This is a genomic window from Streptomyces sp. DSM 106670 (assembly GCF_055792845.1).
The window spans coordinates 3323866-3347286 of sequence record NZ_CM147704.1 but is presented as its reverse complement, the minus strand read 5'-3'; the positions used below and the strand labels follow the sequence as shown (position 1 = coordinate 3347286).

Annotated in this window: 19 protein-coding genes; 11 read left to right on the top strand and 8 right to left on the bottom strand. The window is 72.3% G+C overall.

All coding sequences use genetic code 11. The features are described 5' to 3' along the window. Positions 1–79: 79 nt before the first annotated feature. Positions 80–733: a class I SAM-dependent methyltransferase gene (locus tag ACSMXR_RS14770; RefSeq protein ID WP_473172386.1), complete on the top strand. Its 654-nt coding sequence runs from the start codon at positions 80–82 to the stop codon at positions 731–733. A gap of 107 nt (positions 734–840) precedes the next feature. Here ACSMXR_RS14770 and ACSMXR_RS14765 read toward each other — a convergent pair whose 3' ends face one another. Then, positions 841–1890: an aldo/keto reductase gene (locus ACSMXR_RS14765; RefSeq protein WP_473172058.1), complete on the bottom strand. Its 1050-nt coding sequence runs from the start codon at positions 1888–1890 to the stop codon at positions 841–843. Between the two features lie 127 nt (positions 1891–2017). Here ACSMXR_RS14765 and ACSMXR_RS14760 point away from each other — a divergent pair, with 127 nt between their 5' ends. Continuing rightward, positions 2018–2857, top strand: coding sequence for an NPP1 family protein (locus ACSMXR_RS14760; protein ID WP_381795068.1), 840 nt, complete (start codon positions 2018–2020; stop codon positions 2855–2857). A gap of 17 nt (positions 2858–2874) precedes the next feature. Here ACSMXR_RS14760 and ACSMXR_RS14755 read toward each other — a convergent pair whose 3' ends face one another. Next, a complete protein-coding gene (locus ACSMXR_RS14755) occupies positions 2875–3780 on the bottom strand; it encodes a MerR family transcriptional regulator (protein WP_473172057.1) in 906 nt (301 codons plus the stop codon). A gap of 100 nt (positions 3781–3880) precedes the next feature. On the opposite strand from ACSMXR_RS14755, the gene ACSMXR_RS14750 reads away from it, so the two are divergent. Together ACSMXR_RS14750 and ACSMXR_RS14745 are read left to right on the top strand one after the other, a co-directional pair. Beyond that, the gene (locus ACSMXR_RS14750; protein WP_473172056.1) at positions 3881–5119 is read left to right on the top strand and encodes an MFS transporter; all 1239 of its coding nucleotides are present in this window, start codon (positions 3881–3883) and stop codon (positions 5117–5119) included. Between the two features lie 124 nt (positions 5120–5243). Further along, positions 5244–6110 carry an AraC family transcriptional regulator gene (locus ACSMXR_RS14745; protein WP_218526039.1) on the top strand — a complete coding sequence of 289 codons (867 nt, stop codon included), beginning with the start codon at positions 5244–5246 and terminating at the stop codon, positions 6108–6110. Positions 6111–6141: 31 nt separating this feature from the next. On the opposite strand, the gene ACSMXR_RS14740 is transcribed toward ACSMXR_RS14745, so the two are convergent. After that, positions 6142–6732 (bottom strand): hypothetical protein, encoded by a 591-nt coding sequence (locus ACSMXR_RS14740; RefSeq protein WP_473172055.1) that lies wholly within the window; start codon positions 6730–6732, stop codon positions 6142–6144. Positions 6733–6871: 139 nt separating this feature from the next. On the opposite strand from ACSMXR_RS14740, the gene ACSMXR_RS14735 reads away from it, so the two are divergent. The 3 genes from ACSMXR_RS14735 to ACSMXR_RS14725 all read left to right on the top strand — a co-directional run bounded on the left by ACSMXR_RS14735 (position 6872) and on the right by ACSMXR_RS14725 (position 11321). After that, the gene (locus tag ACSMXR_RS14735) at positions 6872–9274 is read left to right on the top strand and encodes a tetratricopeptide repeat protein (protein WP_473172054.1); all 2403 of its coding nucleotides are present in this window, start codon (positions 6872–6874) and stop codon (positions 9272–9274) included. A 10-nt stretch (positions 9275–9284) separates the two neighbouring features. Next, positions 9285–10025 carry an AAA family ATPase gene (locus ACSMXR_RS14730; protein ID WP_473172053.1) on the top strand — a complete coding sequence of 247 codons (741 nt, stop codon included), beginning with the start codon at positions 9285–9287 and terminating at the stop codon, positions 10023–10025. Positions 10026–10205: 180 nt separating this feature from the next. Next, the gene (locus ACSMXR_RS14725; RefSeq protein ID WP_137234705.1) at positions 10206–11321 is read left to right on the top strand and encodes an ADP-ribosylglycohydrolase family protein; all 1116 of its coding nucleotides are present in this window, start codon (positions 10206–10208) and stop codon (positions 11319–11321) included. A gap of 15 nt (positions 11322–11336) precedes the next feature. On the opposite strand, the gene ACSMXR_RS14720 is transcribed toward ACSMXR_RS14725, so the two are convergent. Beyond that, the gene (locus ACSMXR_RS14720; RefSeq protein ID WP_473172052.1) at positions 11337–12929 is read right to left on the bottom strand and encodes a sodium:solute symporter family protein; all 1593 of its coding nucleotides are present in this window, start codon (positions 12927–12929) and stop codon (positions 11337–11339) included. A 384-nt stretch (positions 12930–13313) separates the two neighbouring features. Next, positions 13314–14096: an SDR family oxidoreductase gene (locus ACSMXR_RS14715; RefSeq protein ID WP_473172385.1), complete on the bottom strand. Its 783-nt coding sequence runs from the start codon at positions 14094–14096 to the stop codon at positions 13314–13316. A 96-nt stretch (positions 14097–14192) separates the two neighbouring features. Here ACSMXR_RS14715 and ACSMXR_RS14710 point away from each other — a divergent pair, with 96 nt between their 5' ends. Then, positions 14193–15047 (top strand): hypothetical protein, encoded by an 855-nt coding sequence (locus ACSMXR_RS14710; protein WP_376184015.1) that lies wholly within the window; start codon positions 14193–14195, stop codon positions 15045–15047. A gap of 170 nt (positions 15048–15217) precedes the next feature. Here the strand turns inward: ACSMXR_RS14710 and ACSMXR_RS14705 are convergent, their stop codons facing one another. From ACSMXR_RS14705 to ACSMXR_RS14695, 3 genes are all read right to left on the bottom strand, one after another. Further along, positions 15218–15424: a DUF397 domain-containing protein gene (locus ACSMXR_RS14705; RefSeq protein WP_030078613.1), complete on the bottom strand. Its 207-nt coding sequence runs from the start codon at positions 15422–15424 to the stop codon at positions 15218–15220. A 218-nt stretch (positions 15425–15642) separates the two neighbouring features. Continuing rightward, positions 15643–16500 carry a helix-turn-helix domain-containing protein gene (locus tag ACSMXR_RS14700; RefSeq protein ID WP_030078611.1) on the bottom strand — a complete coding sequence of 286 codons (858 nt, stop codon included), beginning with the start codon at positions 16498–16500 and terminating at the stop codon, positions 15643–15645. A 266-nt stretch (positions 16501–16766) separates the two neighbouring features. After that, the gene (locus tag ACSMXR_RS14695) at positions 16767–17486 is read right to left on the bottom strand and encodes a GOLPH3/VPS74 family protein (protein WP_003968450.1); all 720 of its coding nucleotides are present in this window, start codon (positions 17484–17486) and stop codon (positions 16767–16769) included. A gap of 192 nt (positions 17487–17678) precedes the next feature. Between ACSMXR_RS14695 and ACSMXR_RS14690 the strand changes: the two genes are divergently transcribed. The 3 genes from ACSMXR_RS14690 (at position 17679) to ACSMXR_RS14680 (ending at position 23415) form a co-directional block, all read left to right on the top strand. Next, on the top strand, positions 17679–20249 hold the full coding sequence (locus tag ACSMXR_RS14690) for a serine hydrolase (protein ID WP_473172051.1): 2571 nt from the start codon (positions 17679–17681) through the stop codon (positions 20247–20249). 205 nt (positions 20250–20454) lie between these two features. Then, on the top strand, positions 20455–22323 hold the full coding sequence (locus ACSMXR_RS14685) for an MFS transporter (RefSeq protein ID WP_376184017.1): 1869 nt from the start codon (positions 20455–20457) through the stop codon (positions 22321–22323). A gap of 231 nt (positions 22324–22554) precedes the next feature. Next, positions 22555–23415 (top strand): adhesin, encoded by an 861-nt coding sequence (locus tag ACSMXR_RS14680; RefSeq protein WP_473172384.1) that lies wholly within the window; start codon positions 22555–22557, stop codon positions 23413–23415. The last annotated feature ends 6 nt before the right edge of the window (positions 23416–23421 follow it).

Below are 23421 nucleotides of genomic sequence, written 5' to 3'. Positions count from 1 at the left end.
GGGAGAGGTGTGCGGGGCGGGGCTGTTCCCCCGACCCGCACACCTCTTCTCGCCCCGGGCGTCATAACGTTGCGGCGTGATGGAACCTCCGCACCTGGACGCGATCCGGCAGTCGTACGACGCCGTCGCCGCCGACTACGCCCGGTCCGTCAAGGACCCGGCCCAGCTGGACCCGTTGTCGCGCGCCGTGCTGGCCGCGTTCGCCGAGCTCGTCAGGTCGGCGGACCTCGGGCCGACGGCCGATGTGGGCTGCGGACCGGGCAAGGTCACCGCGTATCTGACCCGGCTCGGCGTCTCCGCCTTCGGGGTCGATCTGTCACCGGGGATGGTCGGGCTGGCCCGCGCGGCCCATCCGGAGCTGCGTTTCGACGTCGGCTCGATGTCCGCGCTGGAGGCGGACGACGGTGAACTCGGCGGCGTGCTGGCGTTCTACTCCACGCACCATCTGCCGCCGGAGTCGCTGCCCGGCGCGTACGCCGAGTTCCACCGGGCGCTGGCGCCCGGCGGGCACCTGTTGCTTGTCACCCGGGTGGGCGACACCGGGCACCAGCGCCGGACGTACGGCTACGGGGGCGGCGAACCCGCCGCGTTCGACAGCTACCGGCTGCCCGCGGACCGGATCGCGGAGCTGCTGGAGCGGGCGGGGTTCGTCGTCACGGGGCGGACGTTGCAGGAACCCGAGGCGGGCGCGAACCGGCCGGTCGCCGGCTTCCTGGCCCAGAAGCCGGAGTAGCTGAAGGAGTTGGAGGAGCGGGGGAAGCCGGAGGAGCTGGAGGAGCTGGGGAACCCGGGGAAGCCGGAGCGGCCAGGGGCGCCGGTGGTCGCCCCGCAGGGCCCGGCCTAGGCCGCCGCGCGCTCGCCCACCGGCCGCCTGCGCTGGGCGACATCGGTCATTGAGGGCGGGGTCCACACGCCGTCCGGCGGATAGACATCGGTGCCGGGTGCGACGATCGCGTCGATCCGGTCGAGCGTCTCGTCGTCCAGCGTGAGCGAGGCCCCCTTCAGCAGCCCCTCCAACTGCTCCATCGTGCGCGGGCCGATGATCACCGAGGTGACCGCCGGGTGGGCCGGCGGGAAGGCGACCGCCAGCTCGGGCAGGGTGGCCCCGATGCTGTCGGCCACGGCGACGAGCTGCTCGACGACCTCCAGCTTGGCGGCGGTCAGCGGCGCCTCGGGGTCGAACCGGTGCGGTTGCAGCGCCGCCCGCCCGGTGGTCAGGTCGATGGTCCCGCCCTTGCGGTACCTGCCGGTCAGGAAGCCGGAGGCGAGCGGGCTCCAGGTCAGCACGCCCATGCCGTAGCGCCGGCAGACGGGCAGGACGGCCCGCTCGATGCCCCGGGCGAGGATCGAGTACGGCGGCTGCTCGGTCCGGAACCGGCCGAGGCCGCGCCGCTCGGCGACCACCTGCGACTCCACGATCTCCTCGGCCGGGAACGTCGAGCAGCCGAAGGCGCGGATCTTGCCCGCGCGCACGAGGTCGCTCAGCGCGGAGAGGGTCTCCTCGATGTCCGTGGTGTGGTCGGGGCGGTGGACCTGGTAGAGGTCGATCCGGTCGGTGCCGAGGCGGCGCAGGCTCTCCTCGACCTCCTGGACGATCCAACGCCGGGAGTTGCCGCCGCGGTTGGGGCCTTCGCCCATCGGAAAGTGGACCTTGGTGGCGAGGACGACATCGTCGCGCCGCCCCTTCAGCGCCTTGCCGACGATCGTCTCGGACTCACCGGCGGAGTACATGTCCGCGGTGTCCACGAAGTTGATGCCCGCGTCGAGGGCGGCGTGAATGACGCGTACGGAGTCGTCGTGGTCGGGGTTGCCGACCGAGCCGAACATCATCGTGCCGAGACAGTACGCACTGACCTCGATGCCGGTGCCGCCGAGTGTGCGGTAATGCATGGTCGAGCTCCCTGGTGGATGCGGGTGGGCCGGGGCCGGACCCGCCGCACTGTAGGACTTCGAGTGCGCTCCAGGGCAAGGCCTTCGGGAAGAACCCCGTTTCGTTCTGTCATGCTCCGGGCAACTCATGCGCGACGCCACCCCACCGTCCCGTGCCGACGAGCCAGGAGAGCCACCTGTGCGAAAGCAGCTGATATCAACACCCGCCCGTACCGCCGCCGTCCTCGCCGCCGCCGGTCTCCTCGTCCTGGGCACCGGCTCCGCCGCCCATGCCGATCCGCCGGGCAACCTGCCGCAGAACGCGGGCGGTTACGAGCAGACCTTCTCGCCCGCCTACGACTACGACGGCGACGGCTGCTACGCCACCCCCGCCATCGGCCCGGACGGCACCCTCGCGCCCGGTCTGAAGACGAGCGGCGCGATCAACGGCAGCTGCCGGGACCAGTGGGACCTGGACAACTCCCAGACGTACGCCCGCTCGAAGTGCAACAACGGCTGGTGCGGCATCGTCTACGCGAGCTACTTCGAGAAGGACCAGGCCGTCCACGGCAGCGGACTCGGCGGCCACCGGCACGACTTCGAGCATGTGATCTCCTGGGTCAACCAGGGCTCCAACCAGGTCGATTACGTCTCGACCACGCAGCACAGCACGGTCAAGACCTACCCGCGCTCGCAGGTGCGGTTCGACGGCTCGCACCCCAAGGCCGTGTACCACAAGGACGGTCCGAGCACGCACTTCTTCCGCCTCGCCAACGGCAACGACGAGCCGCCGGAGAACCACTACGGCGACTGGCGCTACCCGCCGGTCGTCGACTGGAACGGCTTCCCCAGCACGGAGTTGCGCGACAAGCTCATGAACGCCGACTTCGGGTCCGCGACCATCAAGGTCACCGACAAGGACGACCGCTTCCGCAACCTCCTCAACAACTCCAAGCCCGCCGGAATCCCCTTCGACCCCTGGGCCTGAGGGTTCCCGACCGCCGGTCAGAGATACTCCGCCGTCAGGCGGTCCAGGTGCTCTGCGTCGGCCGGCCGCACGGACGCGCGCGGCAGCCGGCGCAGAGCGGCGATGTCCCCGACCTCGAACAGGCCGGTCGTCGCGAGTTCGCCCAGCGCGTTCAGCTCGGACTCCAGACAGTCCGCGTCCTGCTCCAGAACGGCGGCCGAGGAGAGGAGCGAGGCCAGCGTCCGGACCTCGCGCCGGTCGAAGGACCGCGCCAGGTCGCCGATCGTCCCGCACGCCCGCTCCCGGACCTTCGCGGTGGCCGACACGAGGTCCCGGGTGAGGGCGAGCAGCTGCTCGTCGCCGACGGAGCGGGCGGAGCTGGCGGGGCGAGCAGGGTCGGCATGGCTGGCGGGGCTGGCGGGGCTGGCGGGGCTGGCGGGGCGGGCAGTGCGGGCAGGGCGCGCGGAGGCGGGCGCGGGCGCACAGTCCCCTGCGGCCCCCGCGAACCCCTCCGGCCAGAACCCCGTCGGCTCCGGCGTCCCGTCCAGCGCCGCGTCGACCCGCCCCCGGATGTACGTGCCGGTCATCGGGCACTCCAGCGCCCGGTCCGTCCGGCAGTCGAGCATGTGGGTGAGCACCCCCACGGCCCGCTCCAGCCTCCCGATCCGCTCGCGCAGCGCGTCCCGCTGGCCGGCGATCAGGGCCAGCCGGTCGCCCAGCCGGTCGCTGTCCACGATGGCGCTCGTCTCCGCGAGCGTGAGCAGGCCGTCCTCGTGCCAGAGCTGCGCGTACGCCAGCCGGGCCAGGTCGGCGCGGCGGTAGTACCGGACACGGCCCCGGCGCTCGCTGTGCCGGACGAGGCCGCGCTCCTCGTAGAAGCGCAGGGTCGCCACCGTCAGCCCGAAGGCCTCCGCGACCTCGCTGATCGAGTACAGATCCCGCACAGGCACCTCCGGAGCCGCGATCCGGCGCTTGCGCTCAAGCCTACTTGAGCGTGAAGGCTGGGCCGGGTCGTCGCAGCACCCACCGGAAGGCCCAGGCCTCATGCCGACCCAGCCCCCACCGCTCCCCTCCCTTCCCTCTCTCCTCGCGACCAATGCCGCCACCGCCCCCGGCACCGGACCGTCCGCCCCGGCAAGGGCCTCGGCCGTCCTCCTGGTCACCGGCTTCGTCCTGGTCGCCCTCAACACCCGGGTGGCGTTCGGGCAGCTCGGGCCGCTCGCCCCGGTCGCCGGCTTCGGGACCGGGGCGCTGACGGTCCTCGGCCTGCTGCCCCCGCTCTGCATGGGCCTCTTCGCCCCGCTCGCCGTGACCGTACGGCGTCGGCTCGGCGAGGAGCGCGGCCTGTTCTGGGCGAGCGTCCTGCTGCTCGCGGGCGCGGTCGTCCGGGTGACCGGCCTGCCCGGCCTCTTCGCCGGAACCGTGCTGGTCAGCATCGCCACCGCCGTCGTGAACGTGCTGGTCCCGGTGTTCGTGCGCAGCCGGTTCGCCCCGCGCCGGACCGGCGTCATGATGGGCGTCTACGCCCTGTCGATGGGCGCCGGATCCGCCGTCGTCGCCGCGCTGATGGTGCCCGTCTGGCAGGCGTCCGGCCACTCCTGGCGTACGGCCATGGCCCTGGCGGTCGTTCCGGCCGCGCTCGCGGCGGTGGGCATCGCACCTCAACTGCGGTACGCGGGACGGGGAGTGCGACCGGATCCGGTACGGGCCCGGGTGCGCGTCCTCGGCGGCCGCGGGAAGGGCCTCGCCTGGAGCCTGATCGGCTACTTCGGCCTCCAGACGCTGCTCTTCTACACCACCCTCGCCTGGCTCCCCGCGATCCTCGTCGACGCCGGGGTGGCCGAGGCGACCGCCGGGACCATGCAGTCCCTGTTCATCCTCGGCATCGCGGCCGGCGGCTTCCTCACCCCGGTCCTGGCCGCCGCCCGCACCGACCAGCGCCCCCACCTGATCGCCGTCCTCCTCGTCTGCGGCCTCGGTTACGCCGGTCTCCTCGCCGCCCCCGCCGCGTTCCCCGCCCTCTGGGCGCTCCTCCTCGGGGCGGGCCTCGGCGGCGGGCAGGCGGTCGCCGGAGTCCTGTACGTGAAGCGGGGCCGGGACCAGGACCACGTCGCCGCGCTGTCCACGGCGGCCCAGACGGGCGGCTACCTGATCGCCGCCACCGGCCCGGCCGCCGCGTCCGTCCTGCACACCGCGACCGGCGCCTGGACCGCGCCGCTCCTCGCCTTCCTCGGCGTACTGCTGCTCAGCACGGTGGCGAGCCTGCGGGCCGGGCACGGCTGAGCAGCCTCCGGTCGGGCCGGCGACCCGACCCGACCCGACCGCACCGGGCACAGGATGTCGGGTCCGGCACAGTGGGCCGTTCCTAACGTGGAGATCGCAAAGGAAGAAGGAAGGGCGGCCAGGAGTGCTGGAGCGGCTGAATCAGGCCATGGAGCACATCGAGGACCATCTCGATGAGCCCGTCGAAGCGGCCGAGCTGGCCCGTATCGCCATGACGTCGGAGTACCACTTCCGGCGGATGTTCTCCGCGCTGGCGGGCATCCCGCTCTCCGAGTACATCCGCCGACGGCGGCTGACGCTCGCCGGGGCCGAAGTGCTCGCCGGGGAGCGAACGCTGCTCGATGTGGCGGTGCGGTACGGGTACAGCTCGGGCGAGGCGTTCGCGCGTGCCTTCCGCGCCGTGCACGGGGTCGGCCCCGGCGAGGCGCGGCGGACGGGTGCGGCGCTGCACTCCCAGCCCCGGATGTCCTTCCGTCTGATCGTCGAAGGGAGCAGCAGCATGCGGTACCGGGTGGTGGAGAAGGACAGGTTCCGGCTCGTGGGCAGGGGGACACGGATCCCGCTGGTCTACGAGGGGATGAACCCGGCCATCGTGGAGTTCGTCAAGAGCATCGGCAAGGAGACGCTGGGCCGCTGGGAGGAGCATGCGACCGGGGAGCCCGACGGTGTCGTGGCCGCCGTCAGCAACCATTCCGCCGAGGACGCGGAAGGCACCGAACTCGACTACTTCCACGGGCTGGTGAGCGAAACGGAGGTGCCCGGCGCCTCGGAGGTCCTGGACATCGGGCCGGGCCTGTGGGCGGTGTTCGAGTCCTCGGGCGAGTTTCCGCTGGCGGTCCAGTACCTCTGGCGGGACGTGTACACGCAGTGGTTCCCGTCGAACCCGTACCGGAGCCGGCCGGGCCCGTCGCTCTCGCGCACCCGGGTGTCCGAGGACGGTACGCACGCGGACGCGGAGGTGTGGATCCCGGTGGAGCGGGCCGGCGACTGACCCCGGCCGGTCGCGGGCGGCACTCCGGAGGTCACCCCAGGGTGAGCTGGTAGCGGGCCGTCTCCCGGTGGCCGGGGTGCGGAGGGGTGACCTCCACCGTGACCGGGACACCTTTCCGGTCCGGCTTCAACCGGACCGGGACGGTGCGTTCCTCGTCCTCGGGGAGGGGCGGCGCGAGGGCGGAGGCGGACTCGTCCCAGTTCAGCCAGTCCACGTAGCTGCCGGCGGCGTAGTCCTGGCCGGACTCGTCGGGCTCGACTTCGAGCGTGTCGGAGAGCGACTCCTCGCCGAGGAGCAGTTCCTCGTCGGTGCCGTTCTTGAAGGTCACGGTGAGGCTGTAGGTGCCGTCGTCCTGCCGCTCGGGGAAGCTGACGGTGACCCACAGCCCGTCCTCGTACCGTGCCGTCGTACCGGGACCGAACGGTTGGTACGCGCTGCCCGAGCGGCCGGACCGTTCCAGCTGCCCGTCGCCGTCGAGGCCCTTCTCGAACTCCGTGAAGGCATGCGCTCCCAGCGCGATCAGCGTGAAGAAGGCGATCAGGGCGATCACGCAGCCGTAGAACCCCCGTGCGCTCGCGGGGGTTGACGTCTCTGCCGCGGTGGTCGCTTCTTCCGTGTCCATGCAGGCCACGCTAGGCAGCGGCCCGCGCGTGATCATGAGCGCCGGTACTCAGGGGAGGTTGAGTAGGCACGAGGCCGCCGCCCCGGTCCGGCCGGGGCGGCGGCTGCCGGATCCCGGGGACCGCTGACAGACTGGGCCCATGCCTCCGTCCAGCCCCCGCCGCCTCTCCCTCCAGCAGATCGTCGAAGGGCAGCGCCGTGCCGCCTTCGTCGGGCGGGAGGCCGAACTCGGCCTGTTCCGCGCCAACTTCGCGCTGCCGCCCGAAGACCCCCGGCACCGGTTCGTCTTCCATGTGCGGGGCAACGCCGGGGTCGGCAAGACCTCGCTCGTACGGGAATGGCGTGAGTTGGCAGGGGAGTTCGGGGCGTTGACCGCGTCGGTCGACGAGAGCGCCGACTCCGTGCCCGACGTACTCGCCGCCATCGCCGCGCAGTTCGCCGAGCAGGGGTATCCGCTCAAGGCGCTGGACCGGCTGCTCGACACCTACCGGCGGGCTCTCCACGACATGGCCGGGCGGCTCGCGGCGGACAACGAGAGCTCGGCCGGCGGCCCTTCGCCCGGGGCGCTCGCCGCCGCGCAGGCCGGGCTGATCGCGGCCGGGGCGATACCGGTCGTCGGGGCGCTGGCCGGGGGCATCGACCCGGCGGTGCTGGCCCGGGGCGCGGGCGGGCTGCGGGCGGTGTTCGGCGGGCGGGCCCGGCAGCAGGAGGAGGCCCGCCTGCTGGCCGAGCCGGTACGGGTCCTCACGCCGGTGTTCGTCGCCGAGATCGACCGGGTCGCGGACGCGGTGCCCTGGGTCGTCCTGTTCCTGGACACCTACGAGCGCACCGCGCCCCAGCTGGACCGGTGGCTGGCGGACCTGCTGACCCCCGGGCGGTACGGCGAACTGCCCGCCAACCTCGTCCTGACCCTGGCCGGTCAGCGCCGCCTCGACCCCGTGCACTGGGGCGACCGGGGCAGGCTGGTCGCCGACGTACCGCTCGGGCCGTTCACGGAGGAGGAGTCGCGCCAACTCCTGTACGGACGCGGGGTGGTGGCGGAGCCCGTGGTGCGGGAGGTGCTGCGGCTCTCCGGCGGGCTGCCGGTCCTGGTGTCGACGCTCGCCGCCAACCCCGGGGCGGCCGGAGAGGCGAACGCCACCGCCGTCGAACGCTTCCTGGCGGGCGAGAGCGACTCGGTCCGCCGGGCGGCCGCGCTCGCCTGCGCGCTGCCCCGCCGGTTCGACGAGGACCTGGTGGCCGTGGCCGTACCGCACGGGTCGCACGCCGTGCCCGGGCTCTACGACTGGCTGCACGAACTGCCCTTCGTCGCCGAGCCGTACAGCGGACGCTCCCGCTACCACGCCGTCGTCCGGGCCCCGATGCTCCGCCTCCAGCGCACCGGATCGCCACGGCGGTGGAAGGCGGCGCACGACCGGCTGGCCGAGGCCTTCGCCGTCCGGCGGGACGCGGCGGCCGAGGGCCTCGACCCGGAACGCCTCTGGGCCTCGCAGCCGTGGCGCCGGGCGGCCCTGGACGTGCTCTACCACCGGCTCTGCGCCCGCCCGCGCGCCGCGCTGCCCGAGGCCCTGCGCGCCGGGATAGCGCTCTGCGACCAGCGGCCGTCCCGGGCCCGGTACTGGGCCCGGACCCTCGTGGAGGCGGGCGAGGACGCCGACGACGCCGTACTGCGGGAGTGGGGCCGGGACCTGCTCGCCGCCGTGACGGACCACGGGCCCCGCCCCACCGCCGCGCTCGGACTCCTGCTGACCCGGGCCGAGCTGACCGACCGGGACCGGGCGGCCGCTCTGGTGGCGCGGGCCTGGGATCGCTTCCGGGCCGGGGAGCTGGACGCCGCGCTCTCCGACCACGGTCGGGCCATCGCCGTGGACCCGCGCAGCGAACGCGCCCACCAGGGACGGGCGGTGATCCTGCGGTCGCTCGGCCGGTACGAGGAGGCCCTCGCCGACCTGGACCGGGCCGAGGAGATCGCGCCCGCCTGGGCCTGGGCGGTGCGGGAGCGGGGTGAGACGTACCGGCGGATGGGGCGGCCGGAGGAGGCCCTGACCGTACTGGACCGGGCGCACGCGATGGACCCGGCCGACGCGGTGCCGCTCGGCAGCCGGGGTCTGGTCCGCCATGTGCTGGGCCGGCACGAGGAGGCGCTCGACGACTTCGACCGGGCGATAGCGCTGTGGCCGGAGTACACCTGGGCGCTGGTCCGGCGGGCCCGGGTCCGCACCGCGCTCGGCGACCCGGTGGGCGCCCTCGCCGATCTGGACCGGGCCGAGGAGCTGACCCCCGGTCTCGCCGGGACGGAGGGGGAGCGGGGCGAGGTGTACCGGGCGACGGGCCGCCACGAGGAGGCCGTCGCCTGCTACGGCCGGGCGCTGGCCCTGGACCCCGACTACGCCTGGGCGCACGGCAGCAGGGCCCTCGCGCAGGAGGCCCTGGGCCGGATCCCGGAGGCACGCGCGGACCTGGACCGGGCGCTGGAGCTGGACCCGGGGTACGCGTGGGCCCGGGCGCAGCGGGAGCGGCTGGGGGCCCGGACGGGGCAGTAGGTTCGCGGGTATGCGTGATGTGCGGGTGGTGCTGATCGGCGGGACCTCGAACACCGGGAAGTCGACCGTCGCCGAGGCGGTGGCGGAGCGGCTCGGGTTCGAGCACCGCTCCACGGACGGTCTGGCCCGGCACCCGGGACGGCCCTGGCGGACCCCGGAGCAGGAGGTACCGCCGCATGTCGCCGAGCACTACGGGACGTTGACCACCGACGAGCTCATCGCCTCCGTGCTCGCCCACTACGAACGGCTCTGGCCGCGTATCGAGGAGCTGATCACCGACCGCGCGGAGGACGGGGCGCCGGGCCTGGTCCTGGAGGGCTCGGCGCTGTGGCCCGAGCGCGTCGCCCGGCTGACGGCGCCCCGTACGGCCGCTGTGTGGCTGACCGCCGACGACACGGTCGTACGCGACCGGGTGCGGGCGGCGGGGTGCTACGAGCAGGCCTCGGAGGGGGAGCGGCTGCTCATGGACCGGTTCCTGGCCCGTACCGGTCGCTACCAGGCGCTGCTGGTGGACGCCGTCGAGGCCCTCGGCCTGGACCGGGTCGACACCGGCGGCGGACGTACGGTGGCGGAGCTGGCCGACGCGGTGCTGGCCGCGACGGCGGCCCCGGTACGCCCGGGACGTGGAGACGGGGCCGGGGGCCGCCCCTTCGTCACCGACGAGGAGACGCACGATCTGGGCGGCCCCATCACGCGTGCGGACGTGCGCAGGATCATGGCCGAGGGGCCCCGGGGCGGGGAGCAGCCCTAGAGGCCGTCCGCCCCACCGCCCAAAAACGACCTGCGGGACGTCCGTCGACATACCCGTACGTACCCCGGTCGCGCCCTCTACCGCCCGTTCCCGTTCGATTACAGTGCTTGCGCGGTCGCCCGCAGCGGCCCGCAGAGGCGAGCACGTGGTGCCGGGAGAGCGGCGACGGGAGGGGGCGGGGTGAGCACAGGGACCACGGCGGTCTGGGGCCGGGCCGAGCAGCAGGACTTCCGCAGCCGGGTCCGCGGGGCCCTGCTCGGCGGAGCCGTCGGGGACGCGCTCGGGGCCGGGGTCAGCGAGCTCGTGCTGGAGGAGATCCGCGCCGCCCACGGGGTCGAAGGCGTCACCGACTACGTTCCCGCGCACGGCAGACGCGGCGCCGTCACCGCCCTCACCCAGCTCACCCTGTTCACCGTCGACGGACTCATCCGCGCCCAGGTCCGCCGCGACACCGGAGCCTGGCACCCGCCCACCGACGTGCACCGGGCCCATCTGCGCTGGGCCGCCACCCAGCACCACTGGGGGCCCGACGAACGGCGCGAGGACAACGGCTGGCTGGCCGCCGAGGAGTGGCTCTACGCCCGCCGCGACCCTGCCCGGGAATGCCTCGGCGGCTTCGGCGACACCGTCATGGGCACCCTGGACCGGCCGAAGAACCCCACCGCCCGGGACGCCGGCGCGCTCACCCGGTCCGCGCCGTTCGGGCTCCTGGTGGGCTGGGAGCCCGGGCTCGTGCTGCAACTCGCCGTCGAGTGCGCGGCCCAGTCCCACGGCCACCCCGCCGCCCAGCTGGCCGCCGGAGCCTTCGCCGTACTGGTGCACGGGCTCGCCCGCGGCGAGAGCCTGGACGGCGCCGTGCAGCACACGCTGGCCCTGCTCACGGAGCGCCCCGGCCACGAGCCGGTGACCGAGGCGCTGCGGCAGGCGCTGGGCTCCGTGCGGCAGGGCATCCCGGGCCCGGCGCTGATCGAGGCGCTGGGCGCGAGCGACGCCGCCGAGGAGGTCCTCGCCGTCGCCGTGTACTGCGCGCTGGTCAGCGAGGACATCCGGCACGGGCTGCGGCTCGCGGTCAACCACAGCGGCCCCTCCCGCGCCACCGGGTCGGTCTGCGGGGCGCTGCTCGGGGCGCTGCACGGCGAGACCGCGCTGCCGCCGGCCTGGCTCGCGGAGCTGGAGGGGCGGTCCACGCTCCTCGAACTGGCCGACGACTTCGCGATGGAGATGACCCAGGGCCCCGCCCTGCACAGCCCCTCGGCCGTCGCCCCGGGCTGGCTGGCCCGCTACCCGCGCGGCTGAGGCGCGGTCCGCCGGCTACCCGCGCGGCTGAGGCGCGGGGGTCGGGCCTCCGTCCTGGGCGGGGATCGTGGCGGCCGTCGCCGTACCGTCACCGCCGTCGTCCCCGGTGTCGTCGCCGTCGCCTTCGTTGATCTTCGTCAGGATCGCGTCGCGCTCCGGGGTGTCCTCCGGCTTCACGAAGCCGATCAGGATGTAGAGCACGAGCGAGACGGCCAGCGGTACGGACACCTGGTACTGGAGCGGCACGCCGCCCTCGACGGCCCAGTCGATCGGGTAGTTGACCAGCCAGAAGGCGATCAGGCCCGCAGCCCAGCTGACCAGCGCCGCCGTCGGCCCGGACTTCCGGAACGGGCGCAGCAGACCCAGCATGAACGGGATCGCGATCGGGCCCATCAGCCCGGCGACCCACTTGATCACGACGGTGATGATGTCCTTGAACGTGGGCGAGTTGATCTGCGTGGCGATGGCCATCGACAGGGCCAGGAAGGCGACCGTGGTCCAGCGGGCCGCGATCAGCCCGGCCCGCTCGCTCCAGCCGCGCGCCGCCTTGGAGAGGGTCGGCGCGATGTCGCGGGTGAAGACGGCCGCGATGGCGTTGGCGTCCGAGGAGCACATGGCCATCGTGTGCGAGAAGAAGCCGACGATGACCAGGCCCAACAGCCCGTGCGGCAGCAGCTGTTCGGTCATCAGGGCGTAGCTGTCGGAGGCGTCCGGCTTCTGCGCGTCGACCAGCAGCGGGGCGCACCACATCGGGAAGAACAGCACGACCGGCCAGACGAGCCAGAGCAGGGCCGAGAGCCGCGCGGAACGGGTCGCGGAGGCGGCCGAGTCGGTCGCCATGTACCGCTGGGCCTGGTTCCACATGCCGCCGTTGTACTCGAAGGTCTTGATGAACAGGAACGCCATCAGGAACGTCACCGTGTACGGCCCGGCGGTCGGGTCCGCGTGCCCGTCGGGAAGCTTGTCCCAGACCGTCCACAGGGTGGAGAAGCCGTCGAGCTTGCTCATCACGGCGAGCAGCATCGCCAGACCGGCGAACAACTGGATGATGAACTGGCCCAGTTCGGTGAGGGCGTCCGCCCACAGCCCGCCGACCGTGCAGTAGATCCCGGTGACGACGCCGGTGATCAGGATGCCCTGGGTGATGGAGAGGCCGGTGAACACCGACAACAGGGTGGCGATGGCCGCCCACTTGGCGCCGACGTCCACGATCTTCAGCAGCAGCCCGGACCAGGCGAGCGCCTGCTGGGTCTGGATGTTGTAGCGGTTCTTGAGGTACTCCAGCGGCGAGGCGACATGGAGCCGCGAGCGCAGCCGGTTCAGCCGGGGCGCGAAGAGCTTCGCGCCGATGAAGATGCCGATGGCGATCGGCAGCGACCAGGTCACGAAGGACGTGACCCCGTACTGGTACGCGATACCGGCGTAACCGGTGAACATCACCGCGCTGTAGCCGGACATGTGGTGCGAGATGCCCGACAGCCACCACGGCATCTTGCCGCCGGCCGTGAAGAAGTCGCTGACGTTGTCCACGCGCTTGTGCGACCAGAGTCCGATCGCGACCATCACGCCGAAGTAGCCGATGAGCACAGTCCAGTCGAGACTGTTCATGTCCCCCTCCAGGGGTCCGCCTTGTGAACGGGAACGCACTTCGTCGGTACGGCCGTTCAGCGGCGTCCCCTTGCGGGAGCGGGGACTTCGGGGATTGAACCCCCTGTGGGGGGCCACGGTCAAGACTGTCTGCGGTCATGGATGTGAACACCAATCAGCAAGACGAACGATTTTACTTGTTCTTGACCTTGTGGGGCGTTGTCGCGAACGTGACGGCGGCCACACGATGGGCGGGCACTTCGTCAGGCTGTGCAGAAGAGAAGTTCGCAGAAGTCAGGGAGCGTGCGGCGACGCGCGAAGGCCGCACGGGATGCGGGTCCCGTGCGGCCGAGAGACCGAGAAGTCCACAAGTTCGAGAGGGGGAGTGGCTCGTGCGCGAACGCGTCAGCGCATCAGTTCGCCCGCGTTGACCAGCAGCGACTGGCCGGTGATCGCCCGGGCCCGGTCGGAGGCGAGGAAGGCGACGGCCTCCGCCACATCCCCGTCCGTGGCCAGCTCCGGCAGAGCCATCCGCTCGGTGAGCCGGGCCAGCACCTCGGACTCCGGTACGCCTTCGGAGTGCGCGGCGAACTGGACGTACGCCTGCACCGGCGGCCCCCACATCCAGCCCGGCAGCACCGTGTTGACCCGGATCCGGTCCGGACCCAGTTCCCGGGCGAGCGAGTACATCGCCGAGGTGAGCGCCCCCTTGGACGCCGCGTACGCCGCCTGCCACACCTGGGACGGGGCGGCCACCGCGGACTGCGTGCCGATCACCACCACCGAGCCGCCCCGCTCCTTGAGCGCGGGCAGGCAGGCCCGGGTCATCCGCAGCGTACCGAGCAGGTTCACGTCGATGACCGACTGCCAGGTGGCGAAGTCCGCGTCCTGGAGCCCGCCGAAGTAGCTGTCCCAGGCGGCCACATGGACCACCGCGTCGATGCCGCCGAACCGCTCCACCGCCAGCGCGGCCAGCGCCTCGCACTGCGCCTCGTCCGTGATGTCGGTCGGCAGGTGGGCCGTGTGCCGACCCTCCGGATCGATCTCCGCCGCCGACTTGGCCAGGTTCGCCGCCGTGCGCGCGCCGAGCACCGCGCGCCCGCCGTCGCGCACCACGGTCTCCGCGACCCGGTGCCCGAGCCCTGGCCCGACGCCGGACACGATGACGGTCTTCCCCGCGAGCAACATCGGCGCCTCCCGGCCCTGGCAGTTCATCTGACGGACCGTCAGAGTAGGGAGACGCGCGAGCCGATGGAAGAGGAACGGAAGAGGAAGGGAGACCCGGTGGGAGACGACGGGACACGCGGCGAGGGGTACGGCGAGAGGTACGCCGAGCTGGCGGCGACCGGGCCGTACGGGGTGCGGCCGGGGCATGCCCTGATCACCATGGTCGAACCGCATCCGGGCCATGAGTACGCCTACAACCGCTGGTACGAGGACGACCACTACTACGCGGGTGCGACGGCGATGCCGTGGATGTTCGCCGGGCGGCGCTGGGTGGCCACCAAGGACCTCCAGGAGCTGAGGTATCCGGAGGAGTCGGCGGTGGCCCGGCCGGTCTCCGCGGGCTGCTACCTGTCGACGTACTGGGTGACCGAGGGGCGCTACGACGACCACATGAAGTGGACCGTCGCCATCAACAAGCGGCTGAACCGGGACGGCCGGGTCTACCAGGACCGCACCCATGTCTTCACGGCCTTCCAGGACCACGAGGCGACCGTCTACCGCGACGGGGCCGCCGGCCCCCGGGACTTCCACGCGCTCGACCACCCGTACGCGGGCCTCGTCCTCCAGGTCGTCGACGCCGAGGGGCCCGAACAGCGGGCGGAGCTGCTGGAATGGCTGCGATCGCGCCATCTCCCGAAGCGGCTGAAGGGGTCGCCCGCGGCCATGGTCACGGTGTTCCGGCCGACGCCGCTGCCCGGCGACCGGATGACGTACGTGAAACAGGTCGAGGGGGTCGACAGCCGGCTGACGCTGCTGTGGTTCCTCCAGGAGGACCCGCGGACCTGCTGGGAGGAGCGCTTCACCGGTCTGGACACGGCGGTCTCGGAGGCCGGGCTCGGGCGGGTCGAGCTGGTCGCCCCGTTCGTGCCGACGGTGCCGGGGACGGATCTGTACGTCGACCGGCTGCGGTGACGCCGGCGCGCGGTGCCGGATCGTGCCGAGCCCCCTCGGCCAGGACGGCGAACCGGTCGAGAGGGCTCCATCAGGTGGTGCAGTGGTGCAGTGGTGCAGTGGTGCAGTGGTGCGGTTGTGCAGTGGTGCAGTGGTGCTGCTCTGCGCTGTTGTGCTGCGGTGATGCGTGATCAGGCGTCGACAGCGCCGGTGGCGACATCGCGCACGAAGGCGTTCCACGCACCGGGGACGAAGGTCAGCGAGGGGCCCTCGGGGGCCTTCGAGTCACGTACGGCGATGGACAGCGCGACCGGGGACTTGACCTCGACGCACGCGCCGTTGCCCCCGGAGTACGACGACTTCGTCCACTGGTCCGTAGCACCCTGAAGAATTGCCATGTTCACTCCGGTTCAGAGAGTTGGGTGAGTCGCACCAACCTGATTCCGATTGGCGTGATCGACGCTACTCGCCAAGCCCCGTCCATGAGATGGCCGTTCACTCGACCGGATGGTCTTTCCCTGGTATGCCTGACGAGGAGAGTGGGCGGCGGTGTACCATTCCGCCGCCCAATCACTCGCAACCGCTCCCGGATTGGCTCGTATACGACGGCGACGTCTCAGCTCGTGTACGACTTGGCGATCTTGCTGATGAACTCCCGGGTCTGCTCCACGTTCAGCGCCTGCGCCCGCAGATGCTCGTACATCACGCTGTAGCGCTGCACGTCGTTCGCCTTCTCCAGATAGAGATCGCTCGTGACGCCCTCGATGTAGACGACGCTGGAGTCCGCGGCGTCCGGGAACTCCAGGATCGCGTACTGCCCGTTGATCCCCGGGTGCGCGCCCATCTCGAACGGCAGCACCTGCACGGTGACGTGCGGCAGATGCGACTGCTCGACGAGGTGTTCCAGCTGGTCGATCATCACCTGCTTGTCGCCGACCACCCGGCGCAGCGCCGACTCGTCGATCACCGCCCACAGCCGCAGCGGATTGTCCGGGGCGTTCACCCGGTCCTGCCGCCGCGACCGTACGTTCACGCGCTTCTCGATGTCCGACGGCGGCGCCTCGGGAAGCGCGCCGCTGATCAGGGCCTCGGCGTACGCCCGGGTCTGGAGCAGGCCCGGGATCATCTGGGGCTCGTACACCCGCAGCGACTCCGCGTCGGTCTCCAGACCGATGTAGACGCTGTACGGGATGTCGCCGAAGGCGTGCCACCAGCCCTGCTGGCGGGAGTCCTTCGCCATCTGCATGAGCGAGTCGACGATGCGGTGGTCCTCGACCTCGTACACCCCGCAGAGGTCGCGCACATCGCGCTGGCTGATGGAGCGGCGGCCGTTCTCCAGGCGGCTGATCTTCGACTGCGAGACCAGCAGCCGCTCCGCCACTTCCTCGGCCGTCATGCCTTTGAGTTCGCGCAGGCGGCGCAATTCCTGGCCCAACCTGCGTCGCCTGACAGTGGGATTGACGTTGGACGGCACGGAAACGGCACCTCCGGCTATGTAGCTGTGCGTATCTACTGCTCAGCAGATTGCCACCCCTTGCCCCGGCCGCGCTGGGAAACGGCCACACGCAGGCCACGGGGGGCGTGCGCACCGGTGCGCGGGACGGCGCGCAAGCGCACGGGGCAGCCGGTGATGGTGACTACCGGCTGCCCCGTGCGTGGTGCGGCTCCCGGACCGGGTCCTGTGATGACTGACGACGGTACGGCGGTGTGCTGTTGTGTGCTGTTCCCAGGTCCGTGCGGTCAGCTCGCGGCGGTGTGCGCCATGCTGCCTCGGCGGGCCTGTGCTTGCGGCTGCAACGGAACGCCCGCTGCCTGCTGCGTACGGCGTGGCTGGACCGCCACTCCGTTCTGGACGTCCATCACGGCGTGCGCCACGAGACCGCCCATCGGGTCGTGCCTGATCAGATCCCGGAGCCGGGAGCGCGAAGAACGCCCCTCGTTCCCGGGGTACAGGTGCTTGCCGAGTCCGACCGCGTGGGCCAGTGCGGCGAGCGCCGCGGTCCGCGGGTCCGGCGGTACGCCGGTGCGGATCGCACTGTCCAGCCGGTTCCTGATGTCCCGGCTGATCGCCGTCTCCGTCGCTTGGTAGCGAGTCGTCGGCAGCACTCCGCACATCTGGCCCGCCACGGCATGAACCATGCCGCACCGCTCCAGATGAGCGAGATAGATCTGGCGCAGCCCCAGCCGGGGTCCGCCGATCCAGTGGACCGCCCGGACCGGACTGCCACGACGGCGCAGCAGTTCCAGTGCGGAGTCCAGAGTCGGATCTCCTGTCGGCCGTGGCATCACCACGGCGATACGATCCCCGTCAGGGGCTATCCGTCCTGCCAGAGCCAGCTCCACTAGCTGTGCCCCGGCCAGGCCGAGGTCGAGCGACTGCGGCTGCGCTGTGGTACCCGTGGTCGGGTCCAGAGCGAGCAACAGAAGCTCCTCCGGGATTGTTCTGCGGCTCCTGCCCATCCATGCCTCCCCGCGTGGATGTCTGACAGGGTGACCCCTCTCACATTCATCTGTCGAGAGCGCCTGACTGCTTTGTACGGGAACCAGTAGCTATGTCGTTCTCGTCTAGCAGCTCGGCCAGGGGTTCACACAGGACACTGGTAGATGGTTCGGACAGCGCGGGGTGGCCCCGCAGCGCATGAGGAGGCATCGGTGGCGGGCGAGTCCCCCGACAAAACGGAGCAGCGGAAGTCGTCGGGGACGGCTGCGGAGGAACGCGACCCGCGCTTCGCCGTGTTCCGTGACCCCGGCGCCGACGCGAACGCGGACGCAGCGGACAAGGGTGCGGATTCGGGCGCGGATGCGGACTCGGGTTCGGGCACGGGTGCCGGCTCGGGTGCTGACGCGCGGCCCACGTCCGACACGGCGACCGCGGTGTTCCGTCCCCGGCTTCCGGAGGACGCCGCCCGGCGCGAGCCCGAGGCCGAGCCGGAGAGCGCGGCTGTGGCGGCCTCTGAGGCCCCTGAGGAGGCCACCGCGCCCGCGGAGGGTGCGGGAGCCGCTGAGAGCCGTACGAGCCCGGACACGGCCGCGGAGGCGTCCGACGTGCGGGTGTCCGACGAGGAGAAGCCTGGCGCGGAGGCGCCTGCCGACGAATCGGCGAAGGGGGCGGCGGACGACACCGACGCGGAGGCCGACCCGGACGCCGACGCCGGGGACGGCCGTCTGCGGGCCGCGGTGGCCGCCTGGGTCGATGCCGCGGCCGAAGACAAGCCGGCGGCGGACGCCGAGGACGCCGCGGACTCCGACGAGAAGCCCGGGGCCGAGTCCGAGGCCGACGGCAAGAGCGCGCCCTCCGCGACGGCGGAACCGAAGCCCGAGGCCGAGACGAAGGCCGAGCCCGAGGCGGAATCCAAGCCCGAACCCGAGCCCGAGGCGGACGCGAAGCCGGAGCCGGAGTCGAAGCCGGAGCCGGAGGGCGAGCCGGACGGCAAGGCGAAGCCCGGCCCCGACGCGGAGACCGACGCCGACGCCGCCGCCGACACCGAGTCGGACGACGAGGCGAAGCCCGAGCCGGCCGCCGCCGACGCCTCCGACCTGCGAGGAATCGATCAGCCCACGGCCATCTTCAAGGCGGTCAAGCCGGCCGAGCGCGTCGACCAGGCGACGACCGCGCTGAAGCTCCCGCCCCGCGAGAGCGAGCCGGAGAGCAAGCCGGAGAGCAAGCCCGACGACAAGTCCGGGAGCACGCCCGAGAGCGACGCCGAGCGCACGAGCACGTTCGTGCCGCTGCGCTCCGACGACGTACGACCGGCCCTGGCACCCCGCAAGCCCGAGCCCGAGGCCGGACCCGGCACCGGGGCCGGCACCGGGTCCGACGCCCGGCCCGACGCGTCCGCGCGCACCCCGGAGACCGCCGCTCCGGCCGCTCCGGCGCCCGCCGCCGCCCCCTCCTGGGCGGCGGCCGAGCGGACCCGGCAGCAGCCGCTGCCGCCGAGGCCGCCGCTCGACCTGCTCGCCGAGCTGACGAACACCCCGCCGCCCCCGGAGACCCCGGTCCGGACCGCGGTGCGACGGGTCAAGATCTGGACCCCGCTGGTGCTCCTTCTCTTGATCGTCTTTGCGATCGTGCAGGTGATGCGCCCGCTGCCGGAGCCCTCGCTGGAGCTCACGGCGAAGCCGACGTACATCTTCGAGGGCGGGGCGACGAAGCTGACCTGGCCGGGCCAGGGGCAGTCGGCCGTGATGGTGGACGGCGTCGGCTCGCTCGGTTCCGAGGGTGCGCAGAAGCCCGCCCCGATCGCGAGCGTCGCGAAAGTCATGACCGCCTACGTGATCCTCCAGGGGCACCCCCTCAAGGGTGACGAGGAGGGCGAGAAGATCACCGTCGACCAGAAGGCGGAGGACGAGTCCAAGCGCCCCGACGAGTCGACGGCCCCGCTGTCCAAGGGGCAGGAGCTCACCCAGCGGCAGATGCTCCAGCTGCTGATGATCCCCTCGGGGAACAACGCGGCGCGGCTGCTCGCCCGCTGGGACGCGGGTTCCGAGGACGCGTTCATCGAGAAGATGAACGAGGCGGCCAAGGACCTCGGCATGACCGGTTCGACGTACACCGACCCGAGCGGCCTGGAGAAGACCACCGTCTCCACGGCCACCGACCAGCTGAAGCTGGCGCAGGCGGTCATGCGCAACGAGGTCTTCCGGGAGATCGTGGACATGCCCGAGGTCGAGATCGAGGGCATCGACGGCAAGATCTACAACAACAACAACCTGCTGCTGCAGCCGGGCGTGAGCGGTATCAAGACCGGCTCCTCCACCCCGGCGGGCGGCAACCTGCTCTGGTCCGCGAACACCAAGGTCGACGGCAAGGTGCTGTGGATCTACGGCGCGGTCATGGGCCAGCAGGCGGGTACCGGCCGGGTCTACGACAGCCTGGAGCTGTCGCTCCAGAACAGCCTGAAGCTGATCAAGGACGCGCAGGAGGCCGCCACCTCGGCGACGGTGGTGAAGAAGGGCGATGTCGTCGGGTACGTGGACAACGGATTCGGCGGGCAGACCCCGGTGGTCGCCACCAAGAACCTCAAGGCGGTCGGCTGGTCCGGCCTGGAGGTCGAGCTCAAGGTGACGGACAACGGCAAGGGCATCGACCGCGAGGCGAAGGCCGGGAGCGAGGTCGGTTCGGTGACCGTGGGCACCGGCACCGGGAAGGTCACGGCGCCGGTGGTGCTGCAGGCCGACCTGGCCCAGCCGGCCTTCGGCGACAAGCTGACCAGGATCGGCTGAGACACCGGTTCGAGACACCGGGTCCAGACACCGGGTCGAGACACCAGGTGGGAGGGGCGGGCGACGTCGCCCGCCCCTCCCCGTCCTACGACAGTTATGACAGAGAAACGTGTCGGAGGTACGTGTTAGCGTCCCCGGACAACTCAAGGACGCCGGGACGCGTCCAAGAGGAGGTACGGGGCCGGCGGAGACGGGGAGAGCCGTAGTGACCACCGCGGAGCCGAAACCCGGCCGCGAGGCGGACGGGACCACGGGTGCCGAGGGCGGCGCCCTGCACGTCCGCGTGCCGTCCCCCCGCCTCCCGGAATCTCCCGCCGAGGGACCGGCCGCGGGATCCACCGAGGCCGGGACACCGCAGGTCCGGGCCCGCCGGCTGCTGCGCCACCCGGTCACCGTCGCGACGGCGGCCGCCGCCGTCCTCCATCTCCTCTGGTTCTTCTTCTTCGCCAACACCGGCGGTGACATCGCCGCGCAGGACGCCTGGGCCGAGTTCGTGGGCCGGCACCCCGGCACCGCGTACAACCTCGCCTGGTACGGGGGCATGCACCCCGTCTCGTACAGCGTGGTCTCGCCCTATCTGATGTCGCTGCTCGGCGTCCGTACGACGATGATGATCGTCGGTACGGTCTCCTCCGCGCTGACCGCGCTGATCCTGGTCCGGGTGCCGGCCGTCCGCAATCCGCTGGCCTGCTCGCTCGCCGGGGTCTTCGCGTTCCTGTGCAACGCGCTGTCGGGCCGGGTGACGTTCGGGCTCGGCATGATGTTCGCCGTCGGCGCGGTGGCCGCGGTGTTCTGCTGGCCCTACCGGTGGCGGTACAAGCGGTGGGCCAAGGCAGCCGTCGCCGCCCCGCTCGCCGCCCTCGCGACCGCGTCCAGCCCGGTCGCCGGACTCTTCCTGGGCGTCGTCGCGGCGGCGCTGTTCCTCCACAAACGACGCCCCGGCGCGTACGCGATCGGCCTCGCCCCGGTCGCCGTGGTCGGTCTGTCGGCCTGGCTCTTCCCGTTCTCGGGTACGCAGCCGATGTCGCTCGGGACGCTGTCGCTGCCGTTCATCTTCTCGGTGCTGGTCTTCCTCCTCGTACCGCGCGACTGGAGCACGGTCCGCACCGCCGCCGCCGTCTACGGACTCGGCACGCTCCTCACGTACGTCATCGACTCGCAGATCGGGTCGAACATCACGCGCATGGCGATGCTGTTCGCCGGGGTGGCGCTGCTCGCCGCCCTGCCGTACACGGCGCCGCGCAGCCGCCGCTGGTACGCGCTGGTCCTGGCCTTCGTGGGCCTGAACTTCTGGATCGGCTTCAAGGGCGTCGATGACATCGTCCGGACCGCGCCCGCCGCGTCCTGGAACCGCGAACTGGCCCCGCTGGTCAACCAGCTCCAGCAGGTGGAGGCGGAGCGCGGCCGGGTCGAGGTGGTGCCCGCGAGCAGTCACCGCGAGTCATCGGCGCTCGCCCCGTACGTCAACCTGGCGCGCGGCTGGAACCGCCAGGCGGACATGAAGCGCAACCCGCTCTTCTACGACGACACGCTGGACCCGGTGAACTACCGGGAGTGGCTGGACCGCTGGGCCGTGCACTACGTGGTGCTGCCCAAGGACCGGCCGGACAACGGGGCGGTCCAGGAGGCGGAGCTGGTCGAGCAGGGGCAGCCGTATCTGCGCCAGATCTGGGGCGACGCGAACTGGAAGCTCTTCCGGGTGCTGGACCCGGTGCCGCTGGCCGACCCGCCGGCGACGGTGGAGCGCGCGGGCGCCGACGAGCTGACGATCACCGTGAAGTCGGCGGGCCGGGTGCTGATCCGGATCCCGTACACGCGGTGGCTGGCCCTCGTCGACGAGGACGGCAAGAGCGTGGAGCGCCCGCTGGAGACCGAGGAGTCCAAGGAGCGGTCGGCGGTGGACGAGACCGCGCCGAAGACGTACATCAACACCCACGGCTGTCTGAACAAGGTCGAGGAGGGCCCGTACGGCGACGAGTGGACCGAACTGCTCGCGCCGCGACCGGGTGTGTACCGGCTGGCGGCCCCGTACCAGCTCCAGCCGGGCACGCCCTGCCCCGAAGAGCTGAGCTGACTTCTCCGCACTCCGCACTCCCGCACTCCGCACTCCCGTACTCCGTACCCCGCATTCCGCTTTTCGAAGGCGAACGGGCCGGTACGGAAAGGGCGTTGCTCACGCCGGTCCGTACGTCCCGTGTACGGGCCATCGGGTACGGACACTCCCTCTGCGGGCGGCGCCCTGGCAAGGTGTCCTGCCATGAGGTGCCAACACTGCGGCGGCGGGCGGCGAGGCCCGCTGCCCGGAATGGTCTGCCCCGGCTGCGGGACGGGGAAGTCCCGCGCGGTCGGCATGGACGGTTCCTGGGTCGTGCGCGAGACGCTGACGGGCCGGCTCTCCACACTGCCGCGCCGACGCAAGGCCCTGCTCGCGGCGGGCGTCGTGGTGGCCGCCGGAGGCCTGGTCACCGTCGCCTCGCTGCTGGTCGGCGGGGGCGGCGGCAGCCGGACGGACGCGGCGGGCCGGGCGGGCGCGCTGCCCGACCGGGTCGGCGGCGGTGCCCCCACGAGGATCGCCCCGGGACCGGGCCCGGCCCCGGGCACAGGCGCGGACGCCCCGGCTCCATCGGGGACCTCGTCGGAGCCCCCGGCGGACGGGGACCGCTTCACGCAGTGGGCCGGCCCCGGCTGCTCGGCGGGTACGTACACGGAGCGCGGCCGTTTCGAGAGCGGGGACGCGGCCTGGTACACGGTCGAGAACGGCGGCTTCGACGGCGGCGGGTGCGACGGCCGGTTCAGCGCGGTCCCGATGTCGGGCAGCCCGACGGAGGACCGGGGCTCCACGGTGGTCTGGGCCTGGCGGCTGGGCCGGGGGTTCAGCGAGTGCGCGCTGACCGTCTTCGTCCCCGACAGCGGCCGCCCGCGCGACGCCGCCGGAGACCCGACGGTCTACCGGGTGCTCTCGGACCCGGACGACGCGGACTCCGCGTACACCGGCTTCGCCGTACGCCAGACGGAACACCGGGGGACCGCGGTCCCGGTGCGCAGCTACCCGGTCAAGGGCGAGGTCTTCGCGGTGCAGCTCATCGACCGGGGCCGGGACTGGGGCGACACGGGCCGGGTCGGCGCGCACCACGCGGCGGCGCAGATGCGGGCGACCTGCCACTGAGCGACG